The sequence below is a fragment of the Pseudomonas sp. NY8896 genome (genome assembly GCF_039634505.1).
In genome coordinates this window covers 6,799,056-6,813,913 of record NZ_CP132350.1, presented here as the reverse complement: position 1 = coordinate 6,813,913, position 14,858 = coordinate 6,799,056, and the positions used below count along the sequence as shown (strand labels likewise).

General features: G+C 63.2%; 13 protein-coding genes. 7 read left to right on the top strand and 6 right to left on the bottom strand.

What is annotated here, in order from left to right; translation table 11 throughout:
• Nucleotides 1-24 precede the first annotated feature (24 nt).
• The gene (locus Q9451_RS30835) at nt 25-1,578 is read right to left on the bottom strand and encodes a phospholipase D family protein (protein ID WP_012274815.1); all 1,554 of its coding nucleotides are present in this window, start codon (nt 1,576-1,578) and stop codon (nt 25-27) included.
• Nucleotides 1,579-1,638: 60 nt separating this feature from the next.
• Nucleotides 1,639-3,069 carry a PLP-dependent aminotransferase family protein gene (locus Q9451_RS30830; protein ID WP_171577243.1) on the bottom strand — a complete coding sequence of 477 codons (1,431 nt, stop codon included), beginning with the start codon at nt 3,067-3,069 and terminating at the stop codon, nt 1,639-1,641.
• Nucleotides 3,070-3,247: 178 nt separating this feature from the next.
• Between Q9451_RS30830 and Q9451_RS30825 the strand changes: the two genes are divergently transcribed.
• The gene (locus Q9451_RS30825) at nt 3,248-3,478 is read left to right on the top strand and encodes a DUF1127 domain-containing protein (protein ID WP_012274813.1); all 231 of its coding nucleotides are present in this window, start codon (nt 3,248-3,250) and stop codon (nt 3,476-3,478) included.
• 156 nt (nt 3,479-3,634) lie between these two features.
• On the opposite strand, the gene Q9451_RS30820 is transcribed toward Q9451_RS30825, so the two are convergent.
• Nucleotides 3,635-4,927: an FAD-binding oxidoreductase gene (locus tag Q9451_RS30820; RefSeq protein ID WP_012274812.1), complete on the bottom strand. Its 1,293-nt coding sequence runs from the start codon at nt 4,925-4,927 to the stop codon at nt 3,635-3,637.
• 147 nt (nt 4,928-5,074) lie between these two features.
• Between Q9451_RS30820 and Q9451_RS30815 the strand changes: the two genes are divergently transcribed.
• Nucleotides 5,075-5,428, top strand: coding sequence for a YkgJ family cysteine cluster protein (locus Q9451_RS30815; RefSeq protein ID WP_012274811.1), 354 nt, complete (start codon nt 5,075-5,077; stop codon nt 5,426-5,428).
• A 2-nt stretch (nt 5,429-5,430) separates the two neighbouring features.
• On the opposite strand, the gene dadR is transcribed toward Q9451_RS30815, so the two are convergent.
• Nucleotides 5,431-5,919, bottom strand: a complete 489-nt coding sequence (dadR, locus tag Q9451_RS30810) for a transcriptional regulator DadR (protein ID WP_003258963.1) — start codon at nt 5,917-5,919, stop codon at nt 5,431-5,433.
• 156 nt (nt 5,920-6,075) lie between these two features.
• On the opposite strand from dadR, the gene dadA reads away from it, so the two are divergent.
• From dadA to Q9451_RS30785, 5 genes are all read left to right on the top strand, one after another.
• Nucleotides 6,076-7,380, top strand: a complete 1,305-nt coding sequence (dadA, locus tag Q9451_RS30805) for a D-amino acid dehydrogenase (protein ID WP_012274810.1) — start codon at nt 6,076-6,078, stop codon at nt 7,378-7,380.
• Nucleotides 7,381-7,526: 146 nt separating this feature from the next.
• Nucleotides 7,527-8,600, top strand: a complete 1,074-nt coding sequence (gene alr / locus Q9451_RS30800) for an alanine racemase (protein WP_012274809.1) — start codon at nt 7,527-7,529, stop codon at nt 8,598-8,600.
• A gap of 109 nt (nt 8,601-8,709) precedes the next feature.
• A complete protein-coding gene (locus tag Q9451_RS30795) occupies nt 8,710-9,258 on the top strand; it encodes a cupin domain-containing protein (protein WP_012274808.1) in 549 nt (182 codons plus the stop codon).
• A 154-nt stretch (nt 9,259-9,412) separates the two neighbouring features.
• Nucleotides 9,413-9,817 (top strand): c-type cytochrome, encoded by a 405-nt coding sequence (locus Q9451_RS30790; RefSeq protein ID WP_033693936.1) that lies wholly within the window; start codon nt 9,413-9,415, stop codon nt 9,815-9,817.
• Nucleotides 9,818-9,982: 165 nt separating this feature from the next.
• On the top strand, nt 9,983-11,839 hold the full coding sequence (locus Q9451_RS30785; RefSeq protein WP_012274806.1) for an acetyl-CoA hydrolase/transferase C-terminal domain-containing protein: 1,857 nt from the start codon (nt 9,983-9,985) through the stop codon (nt 11,837-11,839).
• Nucleotides 11,840-11,961: 122 nt separating this feature from the next.
• Here Q9451_RS30785 and Q9451_RS30780 read toward each other — a convergent pair whose 3' ends face one another.
• Together Q9451_RS30780 and rep are read right to left on the bottom strand one after the other, a co-directional pair.
• Nucleotides 11,962-12,534, bottom strand: coding sequence for a xanthine phosphoribosyltransferase (locus Q9451_RS30780; RefSeq protein ID WP_003253535.1), 573 nt, complete (start codon nt 12,532-12,534; stop codon nt 11,962-11,964).
• A gap of 64 nt (nt 12,535-12,598) precedes the next feature.
• A complete protein-coding gene (rep, locus tag Q9451_RS30775) occupies nt 12,599-14,608 on the bottom strand; it encodes a DNA helicase Rep (protein WP_012274805.1) in 2,010 nt (669 codons plus the stop codon).
• Nucleotides 14,609-14,858 lie beyond the last annotated feature (250 nt).

Here is a 14,858-nt window from a genome sequence, read left to right as displayed (position 1 = left end):
CAAGGCGGCCCCCCGCATTTGCGGCTACAGCATCTTCTCCAAGCCAACCGCCTTGCTGACCCAGGCATTGAACCGCCGCCAGATCCCCCCTGGCTCAGAGGTCAGCATATGCCGCTGGCCATGGTCCTCGGTTGCCCACACCAGCTTGTCGCCTACCAGCTTCACCTGGTAGCTCAACGCAGGCGCCATACCCTGTTGGGCCAGCTCGCGGGTGTATTCAGCCAGCTCCGGGCTGTCCACCAGTACCCCAACTTCAGTGTTCCACAGCACTGAACGTGGGTCGAAGTTGAACGAGCCGATGAACGTCTTGCGCCGGTCGAACACGATTGCCTTGGTGTGCAAGCTTGAATCTGAACTGCCACGCAAGCTCAGCCGTCTCGCGCTGGGGTCGCCCGGCTGGCGGCGCAGTTCGAACAGTTGCACGCCATGCTCGAGCAAGGCACGGCGATAGGGCGCATAACCGCCATGCACCGCCGGCACATCGGTTGCCTCCAGCGAATTGGTCAACAGCTTCACCGAGGCGCCGGCGTCGGCGCGGCCGGTCAGGTACAGCAGGCCCGGTTCGCCCGGTACGAAGTAGGCTGACATCAGGATCAGCTCGCGGTGCACGCTGGCCAGGTCCGGCGCCAGTTGCTGGCTCAGCAGCAGTTGCGGGTCTGGTTCGTCGTCGGCCAGCACCTTGCTTGGCGCATCCCATAGCGCCTGGGCGTGGGCCCAGATGAGCTCATTGCGCCAGACGTCCAGGCGCGGCTGCGACTGGTAGGCCATCAAGCGATCGTACAGGGCCTTGCGCCGGGTTCTGGCTTCGGCCAGCGACACTTCCAAGCGGTGGCGGCTGGCACGCAGGTCGTTGGCATCCGGGTCATACCAGAGGAAGTCGGTGATCGGCCGGCTAAGGGCGCTGTTCCAGTACTGGTCGAAGCTGTGCCCCAGCTGCTCGGCCACCGGGCCCACACCTAGCAAGTCGATGTCGGTGAAGTTGAGGTTGGGCTCGGCATCGAAATACTCGTCGCCCAGGTTGCGCCCGCCGACGATGGCCATGCTGTTGTCCACCAGGAACAGCTTGTTGTGCATGCGCCGGTGCTGGCGCGACAGGTTGAACAGCCGGCCGGCAGCGCGCGTAAAACCGGTGCTGCGGCCCAGGTGCAGCGGGTTGAACACACGAATCTGGATGTTCGGGTGGGCATCGAGGGTGCCCATGATGGTGTCCAGGCCATCGCTGGTGGTGTCGTCCAGCAGGATGCGCACGCGCACGCCACGGTCGGCGGCGCGCAGCAGCTCATGCACCAGGGCGCGGGTGCTGAGGCCGTCGTGGACAATGTAGTACTGCAGGTCGATGCTCGCCTGGGCGTTGCGGATCAGCTCGGCACGGGCGCGGAATGCCTCGTTGCTGTTGGGCAGCAGGCGAAAGCCCGAGCGGCCGCCGTATGGCGCGGCCTGGCGTAGCACCGAACGGCCGAATGCCGAGTCGTTGGCGGGCAGCGCCTGGCTGGTTTCGCGGGGCGCACTGACGCTGGCGCAGCCGGCAAGGCCGAGCGACAGCACCAGCAGCAGAGGCAAGGCTCGCTGGAGTGTCAAGGGTGGATCGTCCTGTGCAGCAAGGGCTTTAGGGGTTGGACCGTGGCGGGCGGCGCAAAGTTACGCGTCGGCGCTTTCTTCATCCAGTAGACGAAGGGCGGTTTCACCTACCTTGCGCACGGCGGCTTCGATCTGCGGCGTCGGCCGCGCGGCGAAGTTCATGCGCAGGCAGTGGCGGAACTTGCCCGAGGCCGAGAAGATGCTGCCTACGGCAACCTGCACGCCCTGCTCCAGTAAAGCGCGGTTTAGCCGCAGCGTATCGAAATGTTCGGGTAATTCCACCCACAGCATGAAGCCGCCCTGGGGCCGGCTGACCCGGGTGCCTGGCGGGAAATAACGGGTTACCCAGTCGCTCATCAGGTCGCGGCCACGCTGGTACTGGCTACGCATGCGCCGCACGTGGGGCTGGTAGTGCCCGCCGGCGATGAAGTCGGCGATGGCCAGTTGCGGCTGGCTGGCGCTGCTGCCAGTGCTGATGTACTTCATGTGCAGCACGCGCTCCAGGTAGCGCCCGGGCGCCACCCAGCCGACCCGCAGGCCGGGGGCGAGGGTCTTGGAGAACGAGCTGCAGAGCAGCACGCGGCCATCGTCGTCGAACGACTTGAGGGTGCGCGGGCGCGGGTAGGTGTAGGCCAGGTCGCCGTACACATCGTCTTCCAGAATCGCCACGTCATAGCGTTGAGCCAGGCTCAGCAGGGCCTTCTTGCGCGCCTCGGGCATGATGTAACCCAGCGGGTTGTTGCAGCTGGGGGTGATCTGGATGAGTTTGATCGGCCACTGCTCCAGAGCCAGCTCCAGCGCTTCCAGGCTGATGCCGGTGACCGGGTCAGTGGGGATTTCCAGCGCTTTCATGCCCAGGCCCTTGAGGGTTTGCATGGCGCCGTGGAAGCTCGGCGAGTCGACCGCAACGATGTCGCCAGGCTCGCAAACCGCTCGGATGCTGCAGGACAACGCCTCATGGCAGCCGGTGGTGATCACCAGGTCGGCAGCACCCAGGCGGCAGCCGGAGTCGAGCACCAGCCGGGCCACCTGTTCGCGCAGGGCCAGGTTGCCATGGATGTTGTCGTAGTACAGGCCAGGCATGTCCTGGCGCCGGCTCAGCTGGGCGAGGCTGCGCAGCAGCGGCTTCAGGGTGGGGCTGTCGATGTCGGGCATGCCACGACCAAGCTGGATCACGTCCTTGCGCGGGGTGCTGCGTATCAGCTCCAGCACCTGCTCCCACTGTGAAATATCCACCGGGCGCTGGGCCGGGCGGCTGACGGCAGGCAGGGCCGGCAGGTGGCGGTGGTCACTGACGAAGTAGCCGGACTTGGGCCGTGGCGAGACCATGCCGCTGTCTTCGAGCATGCGATAGGCCTGCTGCACGGTGCTTAGGCTGACCCCATGCTCCACGCTCAGGGCTCGTACCGACGGCAGGCGTTGGCCGGGGCGGTACAGGCCCTGCTCGATGCGGGCGCCGAGTAGTTCGGCGAGGTTCAGGTAAAGGGTCACGGCATACTCCTGCGCTGCATTGGCATAGCGACCGGTACAGTTGGGGTGAAAATACAGCATTCAGTCGGCCAATGACCAATTCTGTATGGGAATAATAAGGCTGTATTGGATCTGTATTGTCGATGGTGCCGACGCGCATGCTTTCTCCACGGTATCAACTGAACGGGAGGGTGCAGTGATGGGTGGCATGAGCGATGTACGCTTGCAACTGTTGGCCAAGGAGCTGGAAGCCGGGCAGCAGGCCAAGGTGTTCAACGCGCCGCAAGGACTCGGGCGTTTGGGGCTGATGCTGCATCGCTGGCATACCCGCAGGGCGCTGCTGCAACTGACCGATGACGAGTTGCGCGATGTCGGGCTGAGCTGGGAGCAGGCCCGTACAGAGGGGCGCAAACCCTTCTGGAAGGACTGACCAATGTGACGCTGCGCGGTCCCTGTAGGAGCGGCCTTGCGTCGCGAAAGGGCCGCAAAGCGGCCCCAGCGATATCTGTGGCGAAGCTGGAAACCTGGGGGCGCTTCGCACCCCTTTCGCGACGCAAGGCCGCTCCTACACTGACCGCGCCAGCTGTCAGGCCAGCTCTTTGAGCCTGTGCCACAGCATCCCCAACGCCAGTAGCGGCGAGCGCAGGTGCTTGCCGCCAGGGAAGGTGATATGTGGCACCTTGGCGAACAGGTCGAAGCGCCCGCTTTGCTGGCCACTGATGGCCTCGCCCAACAGGCGCGCGGCCAGGTGGGTGGCGTTGAGGCCATGGCCCGAGTAGGCCTGTGCGTAATACACGTTCGGCTGGCTGGCCAGGCGGCCGACCTGCGGCAGGCGGTTGGCGCCAATGCCGATCATGCCGCCCCACTGGTAGTCGATGCGCACGTCGGCCAACTGCGGGAACACTTTGAGCATCTTCGGCCGCATGTAGGCGGCGATGTCTTTCGGGTCGCGCCCTGAATAGTGGCAGGCACCGCCGAACAGCAGGCGATGGTCGGCGGACAGGCGGTAGTAGTCCAGCGCCACGCGCTGGTCGCACACCGCCATGTTCTGCGGCAGCAATGTGCGGGCGCGTTCTTCGCCCAGTGGCTCGGTGGCGATGATGTAGCTACCGGCCGGGAGCACCTTGCCGCCCAGCTCGCGGTTGAGGCCGTTGAGGTAGGCGTTGCAGCACAGTACCAATGTCTTGGCGCGTACCCGGCCCTGGGCGGTATGCACCTGCACTTCGGGGCCGTAGTCGATGCGGGTGACCTCGGACTGCTCGAACAGCTTCACGCCCAGGCGGCTGGCCACGGCCGCTTCGCCCAGGGCCAGGTTCAGCGGGTGCAGATGGCCGGAACCCATGTCGATCAGCCCGCCCACATAGCAGTCGGCACCGACCACGCTGTGGATATCGTCCTTGCCGACCAGCCGTAGCTCATGCGCATAGCCCAGGCTGCGCAGCTCCTCGGCGTCTTCGGCAAAGCCCAGCAGTTCGGCGGGTTTGTTGGCCAGGTCGCAGTAGCCCCACGTCAGGTCGCAGGCGATGGCATGCTTCTCGACGCGCTCGCGGACGATCTGCACGGCTTCCAGGCCCATCAGCTTCATGCTGCGCACGCCGTCCTCGCCAATCACCGGGAGGAACTGCTCCAGGCCGTGACCGACGCCACGGATCAGTTGCCCGCCATTTCGCCCACTGGCACCCCAGCCAAGTTTGCGTGCCTCCAGCAGGATCACCGATAAGCCGCGTTCGGCCAGCTCGATGGCAGTGTTGAGGCCCGAGTAGCCGCCGCCGACGATACATACATCGGCGCTGTGCTCGCCTTGCAGGAAGGAGTAGTCAGGGTGTGGCGCGCTGCTGGCGGCGTAATAGGAGGCGGCGTGCTGCGCGCTGTGGACCATTGGCTCGTTCCTGGGGGTGGTGGGCTAGGGGAGGAGGATAAGCCGGGGTAGGGTGGTGGGCAACAAGGCGAGGGCTGCGCCCTCGTTCGCGGCCTTGCCCGCGAATGGGCTTATAATCCAACTTATCTACCCGCTTTGTACTAGGCCATGTCCTGCAACCGCCACAAGATCCACTTCCTGCGCGAACTCATCCCCTCATTCGAGTGCGAGCCCGGCTGCCACGACTGCTGTGGCCCGGTCACCACGTCGGCGGAAGAGATGGCCCGCCTGCCGCGCAAGTCCCAGGCCGAGCAGGAAGCCGCTCTGGAGCGCCTGGATTGCGTGCACCTGGGCCCCGATGGCTGCACGGTGTATGAAGAGCGGCCGATGATCTGCCGCCTGTTCGGCACAACCCCGCGCATGGCCTGCCCGCGTGGCCGTGGCCCTGAGCCGATGATCGACCCCGCCGCCGAGCAGCTGGTCCACCAGTTCATAGCCACCACCCGCCAGGTGCTGGTCTAGCCTCAGTCCGGGATCGGCAGGCAGAGGCTTTCTTTGACTTCTTCCATCACGATGTAGCTCTTCGATTCGCGCACGTGCGGCAGCTTCAGCAGGATGTCGCCAAGCAGCTTGCGGTACGAGGCCATCTCCGAAATACGCGCCTTCACCAGGTAGTCGAAGTCACCGGATACCAAATGGCACTCCAGTACGTGCGGCAGCTTCAGCACCGCACGGCGGAACTCCTCGAAGGTGTCGCCCGACTTGTAGTCCAGGCTGATTTCCACGAACACCAGCAGGCTGCCCTTGAGGTGCTGCGGGTTCAGGCGGGCGTTGTAGCCCATGATGATGCCCTCGCGCTCCAGGCGGCGAACCCGCTCGGTGCAAGGGGTTGTGGACAGCCCAACTTTCTCGCCCAGTTCGGTGAAGGAAATACGGCCGTCATTCTGCAGGATCCGCAGGATGTTGCGGTCGATCTTGTCCAGTTCACGCTTGCTCTGGTGCTGGGTTCTCATAGGGGATGCCCCTCCGTGAAAGGCGATTTTGCCGAGAATTCTCGCCAATAATAGGCTTTTATATAGTGAATTGCACTGGTCTCAAATTCCTATACTGCGCGCATTCATGCCATTTCAATAAAAGTCTGCGGCGTGCCGCGTGTGAGGGATAGAACGATGCGAGTTTTGGTACTTGGTAGCGGTGTAATCGGAACCGCCAGTGCCTATTACCTGGCCCGGCAAGGTTTTGAAGTGACGGTGGTCGACCGCCAGCCGGCGGTGGCCATGGAAACCAGCTTTGCCAACGCCGGCCAGATCTCGCCCGGCTACGCCTCGCCCTGGGCCGCCCCTGGTGTACCACTGAAGGCCATCAAGTGGCTGCTCGAACGCCACGCGCCCCTGGCCATCAAGCTCACCGGCGACGTCGATCAGTACCTGTGGATGGCGCAGATGCTGCGCAACTGCACCGCCAGCCGTTACGCGGTGAACAAGGAGCGCATGGTGCGTCTGTCCGAGTACAGCCGTGACTGCCTCGATGAACTGCGCGCCGAAACCGGCATCAACTACGAAAACCGCAGCCTGGGTACCACCCAGCTGTTCCGCACCCAGGCCCAGGTGGATGCCGCGGCCAAGGACATTGCCGTGCTCGAGCAGTCCGGCGTGCCTTACGAGCTGCTCGACCGCGACGGCATTGCCCGCGTCGAACCTGCCCTGGCCGGCGTCAAAGACATCCTGGCCGGTGCCCTGCGCCTGCCAAATGATCAGACGGGCGACTGCCAGCTGTTCACCACCAAACTGGCCGACATGGCGCTGAAACTGGGCGTGGAGTTCCGCTTCGGCCAGGACATCCAGCGCCTGGACTTCGCAGGCGACCGCATCAATGGTGTGTGGATCGACGGCAAGCTGGAAACTGCCGACCGCTATGTGCTGGCGCTGGGCAGCTACTCGCCGCAGATGCTCAAGCCGCTGGGCATCAAAGCCCCGGTGTACCCGCTGAAAGGCTACTCGCTGACCGTGCCGATCACCAACGGCGACATGGCGCCGACGTCGACCATCCTCGACGAAACCTACAAAGTCGCCATCACCCGTTTCGACAACCGCATCCGTGTCGGCGGCATGGCTGAAATCGCCGGTTTTGACCTGTCGCTGAACCCGCGTCGGCGCGAAACGCTGGAGATGATCGTCAACGACCTTTATCCTCGCGGCGGTGACCTGAGCCAGGCCAGCTTCTGGACCGGCCTGCGCCCGGCGACCCCGGACGGCACGCCAATCGTTGGCGCCACAGCGTTCCGTAACCTGTTCCTGAACACCGGTCACGGTACCTTGGGCTGGACCATGGCGTGTGGCTCCGGTCGCCTGCTGGCCGACCTGATCGCGCGCAAGAAGCCGCAGATCAGTGCCGAAGGCCTGGACATTTCCCGTTATGGCAACAGCCGGGAAGTGGCCAAGCACGGGCAGACCGCGCCGGCTCACCAGCAGTAATAGCCTGCACCGGCCTCTTCGCGGCTAAAGCCGCTCCCACACGGACCGCATGTTCATGGACATTGAGGGGTCCTCTGTGGGAGCGGCTTTAGCCGCGAAGAACCCAACACCGTTTTCAACCTGTGAACCACCATAAGGCAGCCGCCATGCGTCCCGCCCGCGCCCTGATCGACCTCCAGGCCCTGCGCCACAACTACCGTCTGGCCCGTGAACTGACCGGTGCCAAAGCCCTCGCCGTGATCAAGGCCGATGCCTATGGCCACGGTGCCGTGCGCTGCGCCCTGGCCCTGGAGGCCGAAGCCGACGGCTTCGCCGTGGCCTGCATCGAAGAGGCGCTGGAGCTGCGCGCCGCCGGTATCAAGGCCCCGGTGCTGTTGCTGGAAGGCTTTTTCGAAGCCAGCGAGCTGGCGCTGATTGCCGAGCACGACCTGTGGTGCGTGGTGCACTCGCTGTGGCAGCTCGAAGCCATCGAGAAAACCCAGCTGCACAAGCCGCTCACCGTTTGGCTGAAGCTAGACAGCGGCATGCACCGTGTTGGCCTGCACCCCAAGGACTACCACGACGCCTATCAGCGTCTGCTGGCCAGCGGCAAGGTTTCGCGCATCGTATTGATGAGCCACTTCGCCCGTGCCGACGAGCTGGACGCTGATGCTACCGCCCAGCAGATCGCCGTGTTCGAGGCCGCCCGCCAGGGCCTGGCGGCCGAATGCAGCCTGCGCAACTCGCCCGGCGTGCTGGGTTGGCCGCAGGCGCCCAGTGACTGGGTACGCCCGGGCCTGATGCTGTACGGCGCCACGCCGTTCGAAGTGCCCCAGGCAGAAGCCGCGCGGTTGCAGCCGGTGATGACCCTGCAATCTCGGGTGATCAGCGTGCGTGAGTTGCCTGCCGGCGAGCCGGTAGGCTATGGCGCCAAGTTCGTCAGCCCACGGCCAACCCGCGTTGGTGTGGTCGCCATGGGCTACGCCGATGGTTACCCACGCCAGGCGCCCAACGGCACCCCAGTGCTGGTCGCCGGCCAGCGCACCCAGCTGATTGGCCGGGTGTCGATGGACATGCTCAACATCGACCTGACCGACGTGCCTCAAGCCACCGTCGGCAGCCCGGTCGAACTGTGGGGCAAGCAGGTGCTGGCCAGCGAAGTGGCCGCACAGGCGGGCACCATTCCGTACCAGATCTTCTGCAACTTGAAGCGGGTGCCGCGGGACTACATCGGCGAATGACACGCTGAAGCGGACAGGTTGAAGGGCGGTGTGTTGTAAATACTGAACGGCATTGCCATGATATCGTTCACATTCACCCCCCTTCCCACCGTTTCAGGAGGCTCCAGCTTTGGACGTCGGCGAACGACTGCAAGCCATCCGCAAGCTCAAGGGCCTGTCCCAGCGCGAACTCGCCAAGCGTGCCGGCGTGACCAACAGCACCATCTCGATGATCGAGAAGAACAGCGTAAGCCCCTCCATCAGCTCGCTGCGCAAGGTGTTGAGTGGGATTCCCATGTCCATGGTCGAGTTCTTTTCGGTCGAGCTGGAACCTGAAAGCCCCACGCAGATCGTCTACAAGGCCCATGAGCTGATCGATATCTCGGACGGTGCGGTGACCATGAAGCTGGTCGGCAAGTCGCACCCCAATCGTGCCATCGCCTTTCTCACCGAGGTGTACCCGCCAGGTGCCGACACCGGTGCCGAGATGCTCACCCACGACGGCGAGGAAACCGGCATCCTGCTTGAGGGGCGCCTGGAACTGGTGGTCGGCAACGAGATCTTCATCCTCGAAGAAGGCGATAGCTACTACTTTGAAAGCACCCGCCCGCATCGCTTTCGCAACCCGTTCGACCAGCCGGCGCGGTTGATCAGTGCGGCGACGCCTTCAAACTTTTGATCCAGCGCAGTGCATTGATTCGGCAATACCCCTTTCCTGTGTGGGGTCGTTTCACGGCCTCTGGGTTCCCGCTATACTTTTCAACGCTCGCCGATCCGTGGCCGCGAGCGTGATTAGCCACCATGAGGGTGTTCGCGTGAACCAAATCAAGAAGATGCTGGCCGTACCAGCAGCCGTATTCGCCCTCTGGGCAATGAGCGCAACCGCTGCGACCAATGACGACATCGCCAAACGCCTGGAACCGGTTGGCCAGGTGTGCGTCCAGGGCCAGGAATGCAAGGGCATGGAAGTGGCTGCAGCAGCGGGGGGCGGGGGCGCCAAGACGCCAGATGACATCATCGCCAAGCACTGCAATGCCTGTCATGGCACTGGCCTGCTGGGGGCACCGAAAATTGGCGATACCGCCGCGTGGAAAGAGCGCGCCGATCACCAGGGCGGCCTCGACGGTATCCTGGCCAAGGCCATTACCGGTATCAACGCCATGCCGCCCAAAGGCACCTGCGCGGACTGCTCGGATGACGACCTGAAAGGGGCGATCAAGAAAATGTCCGGGCTGTAAGACACAGCTGAATCGCACGAGGCCCGCCATTGATGGCGGGCTTTGTTTTTGGGGTGCCGGCACTCTCCCTGTCGCGGGTTCGCCCGTGAAGGGGCCGGTACAGGCAACCAATCACGCTCGGACTGTGTCCAACCCCTGAACCCATGGATGTCTCAGGAGGCCCCGATGCACCTCTGCTCCATCGACCTGGCTGTCGAGCAAGTCCTGTCGCGCCTGCCTGCTCATATCCACATGGGCCTGCCGTTGGGCTTGGGGAAACCCAATGCATTCGTCAACGCGCTCTACGCCCGAGTGCGCGAGTTGCCCGAGCGACGGCTGACCATCTACACCGCGTTGTCCCTCGGCCGCCCGCCATTGGGTGACGGCCTGCAACGGCGCTTTCTCGAACCCTTCGTCGAGCGCGTCTTCGCCGACTACGAAGAGCTCACCTACCTCGCCGACTTGCGCAACGACAGCCTGCCACCAAACATTCGCGTAGAGCAGTTCTTCATGCAGCCCGGCAGCCTGCTGCACAGCGAATCGGCCCAGCAGGACTACATCAGCAGCAATTACAGCCACGCCGCCCGCGACATCAACGCCAAAGGTTTGAACCTGATTGCGCAAATGGTGGCCGCCACACCTGAAAAGCCTGTTCACTTGAGCCTGGCCTGCAACCCCGACATCACCCTCGACCTGCTGCCGATGATCGCCAAGCGCCGTGCGGCCGGCGAAACCATCCTCATGCTCGGCCAGGTGCACGCCGAGCTGCCTTACATGCCGGGCGATGCGGAACTGCCCATCGATGCCTTCGACCTGTTGATCGACGAAGCCGAGCAGCGCCGGCTGTTCTCCACGCCGAACATGCCGGTCGGCACCCAGGACCACTGCATCGGCTTGCACGCCAGCAGCCTGGTGCGTGACGGCGGCACTTTGCAAATCGGCATCGGTGCCATGGGTGATGCAGTCGCCGCCGCGCTGCTGGCGCGCCAGGGTGACAACGCAGGCTACCGTGCCTTGCTGGAAGAATTGGATGTTGGCCCTTGGCAGTCACTGATCGAGCGGGAAGGGGGGCTGGATACGTTTGCCCAAGGCCTGTACGGCTGCAGCGAAATGTTCGTCAACGGCCTGCTGGTGCTGGCCGAAGCAGGCCTGCTGCGGCGCCCGGCGGATGAGCAGGGGCCCGTGGTGCATGGCGGTTTTTTCCTTGGCCCGCAGGCGTTCTACCAACGGTTGAGGGAAATGCCACTGGAACAGCGCGCGCGGTTTGCCATGACCCGCATCAGCTTCATCAACGAGCTGTACGGGCAGGAGGAACTGAAGCGCCGTCAGCGACGCGATGCGCGTTTTATCAACACGGCGTTCGGCATGACCTTGCTCGGCGCCGGGGTGGCCGATCAACTGGAGGACGGCCGCGTGCTCAGCGGCGTGGGCGGGCAGTACAACTTCGTCGCCCAAGGCCATGCGCTGGAGGGCGGACGTTCGATCCTGTTGCTGCGCAGTTGGCGCGAGGCGGGTGGGGAGGTGAGCTCGAACCTGTTCTGGACCTATGGCCACTGCACCATCCCCCGGCACCTGCGCGATATCGTGGTGACCGAATATGGCATTGCCGATTTGCGTGGGCAGACCGACAGCGAAGTGATTGCGCGGTTGCTGGCGGTGTGTGATTCACGGTTCCAGCAGGGGCTCATCGAGCAGGCCAAAGCGGCCGGCAAGCTGCCCAAGGGCTTTCAGCTGGACGCTCGCTTTACCGACAATACGCCACAGCGGCTGGAGGCGATCAAGGCGCGGCATGCGCGGTTGTTCCCGGAGTACCCGATGGGGACGGACTTTACGGCTGAAGAGCGGGACTTGTTGCGGGCGCTGAACTGGTTGAAGAGCAAGTTCAAGCTGAGCGAGGTGCTGGAGCTGGGCAAGGCAGCGTTGGATGCGCCGGGGCCGGAGGGGTATGAGGGGCACCTGAAGCGGATGCAGCTTGATAGGCCGCATGGGCTGAAGGAAGAGCTTTATCAGCGGTTGCTACTGGCGGGGTTGGCGGCGTCCTGATGAATAGCTGGGGCTGCTTTGCAGCCCATCGCGACACAAGGCCGCTCCTACAAGGGTTATGCGTATTCCTGTAGGAGCGGCCTTGTGCCGCGAAAGGGCCGCAAAGCGGCCCCCAATGGTGCTTATTCGATGAAGCTGACCACACCACCTTCCAGCGACTTCACCCGGGCCAGCGATTCAACGCGGTAGCCCTGGCTGTCCAGCTCGGCACGGCCGCCCTGGAACGACTTCTCGATCACGATGCCCAGGCCTGCCACGGTGGCGCCGGCTTGCTTGATGATCGAGATCAGCGCCTGCGAAGCCTTGCCGTTGGCCAGGAAGTCGTCGATCACCAGCACGCGGTCGCTGCTGTTGAGGTGGCGTGGCGAGATGGCCACGGTGTTCTCGGTCTGCTTGGTGAAGGAATACACCGAGGCAGTCAGCAGGTTTTCGGTCAAGGTCAGCGACTGATGCTTGCGCGCGAAGATCACCGGCACGCCCAGCTTCAGGCCAGTCATCACCGCCGGGGCAATGCCCGAGGCTTCGATGGTGACGATCTTGGTCACGCCGGCGTCGGCGAACAGGCGGGCGAACTCGTCACCGATCAGCTGCATCAGCGCCGGATCGATCTGGTGGTTGAGAAACGCGTCGACTTTGAGAACCTGATCGGAAAGCACGATGCCTTCTTCGCGAATCTTCTGATGCAGTGCTTCCACTTTGTTTTCCTCGATGTAGCAAAGGTGGCCGCAAATAGCGGCAAAGTTAAAGAGTAATGGTTGATCAGCGTTTGAGCATTGCCCGGATATCGGCCAGGGCGTTGTTGCCGCGTGCGGCCTTCACCTCGACCGGTGCATCGTCCAGGCCCTCCCAGGCCAGGTCGTCCGGAGGCAGTTCGTCGAGGAACCGGCTTGGCGTGCAGTCGATGATTTCACCGTACTGCTTGCGCTTGGCAGCGAAGGTGAAGGCCAGAGTCTGGCGCGCGCGGGTAATGCCCACGTAGGCCAGGCGGCGTTCCTCTTCGATGGTGTCGGCCTCGATGCTGGAGCGGTGCGGGAGGATTTCCTCTTCCATGCCCATGATGAATACGTAAGGGAACTCCAGGCCCTTGGAGGCGTGCAGGGTCATCATCTGCACACCTTCGGCGTTTTCTTCCTCTTCCTGCTGGCGCTCGAGCATGTCGCGCAGCACCAGCTTGCCGATGGCGTCCTCGATGGTCATGTCACCCTCTTCATCCTTCTCGAGGGTGTTTTTCAGCGCTTCGACCAGGAACCAGACGTTGCTGATACGGAAGTCCGCAGCCTTGTCGCTGGCGGTCTGCTGGCGGATCCAGTTCTCGTAGTCGATGTCGCGGATCATCTCGTGCAGTGCGGCAATCGGGTCTTCCAGGGCGACCTTGTGACGCACCCCGTCCAGCCAGTGCTTGAAGCGCTGCAAACGTTCGGTGTAGCGGGCGTCCAGGTGCTCGCCCAAGCCCAACTCCTCGCTGGCGGCGTACATCGAAATGCCGCGTTCGGTGGAGTAGTTGCCGAGCTTTTCCAGGGTGGTGGAGCCGATTTCCCGGCGCGGTACGTTGATCACCCGCAAGTAGGCGTTGTCATCGTCCGGGTTCACCAGCAGGCGCAGGTAGGCCATCAGGTCCTTGACCTCCTGGCGGCCGAAGAAGCTGTTGCCGCCCGACAGGCGATACGGCACCTGGTGGTGCTGCAGCTTCAGTTCGATCAGCTTGGCCTGGTAGTTGCCCCGGTAGAGGATGGCGAAGTCGCTGTACGGGCGGTTGGTGCGCAGGTGCAAGGTGAGGATTTCCATGGCCACGCGTTCGGCCTCGGCTTCCTCGTTTTTGCAGCGGATCACGCGGATCTCGTCGCCTACGCCCATTTCGCTCCACAGCTGCTTTTCGAACGCGTGCGGGTTGTTGGCAATCAGCACGTTGGCGCAGCGCAGGATACGGCTGGTGGAGCGGTAGTTCTGTTCGAGCATGACGATCTTCAGGGAGGGGTAGTCCTCCTTGAGCAGCATCAGGTTTTCCGGGCGGGCACCTCGCCAGGCGTAGATCGACTGGTCGTCGTCGCCCACCACGGTGAACTGGTTGCGCATGCCGATCAGCATCTTCACCAGCAGGTACTGGCTGGCGTTGGTGTCCTGGTATTCGTCCACCAGCAGGTAGCGCACGCGGTTCTGCCAGCGCTCCAGCACTTCAGGGTGCTCCTGGAACAACTTGACCGGTTGCAGGATCAGGTCGTCGAAGTCCACCGCGTTGAACGCCTTGAGCGTGCGCTGGTAGTGGGTGTAGACGATGGCGGCGGTCTGCTCGCGCGGGTTGCGCGCTTTTTCCAGGGCCTCTGGCGGCAGGATAAGGTCGTTCTTCCAGGCACCGATCATGTTCTTGATCTCGTCGATGCCGTCGTCGCCGGAGTATTCCTTCTGCATGATGTCCGACAGCAACGCCTTGATGTCGGACTCGTCGAAGATCGAGAAGCCCGGCTTGTAGCCGAGGCGCTCGTGCTCCTTGCGGATGATGTTCAGGCCCAGGTTGTGGAACGTGCACACCGTAAGCCCTCGGCCTTCCCCCGGGCGCAGCAAGGTGCCGACACGCTCCTTCATCTCGCGCGCGGCCTTGTTGGTAAAGGTCATCGCCACGATGTACTGGGCACGGATGCCGCAGTTCTGGATGAGGTGGGCAATCTTGCGCGTGATCACGCTGGTCTTGCCCGAGCCTGCACCGGCGAGCACCAAAAGAGGGCCGCCGACATAGTCACGGGCTTCCTGCTGCCGGGGATTGAGTCGGGACATGCTAGAAACCGGGGGTCGCCAGAAAATAGCCGCGCATTCTAACAGGCATGGAGCGGTTGTGGCGCGACCGTCTGACGTCTGAGTCAGACTTTTGTCCGCCTAACTATTAGTGCCACTAATGCTAGTAGCTGAAAAAATCATATTTGCCGGTTTGTTTCGTTTCGCGCAGGATGCACGACAAAATACGTCGGGCTGCTACACCAGAAACATGTATAAAAGTGAAAATCATTTTCATTAAATACAGTAGCAT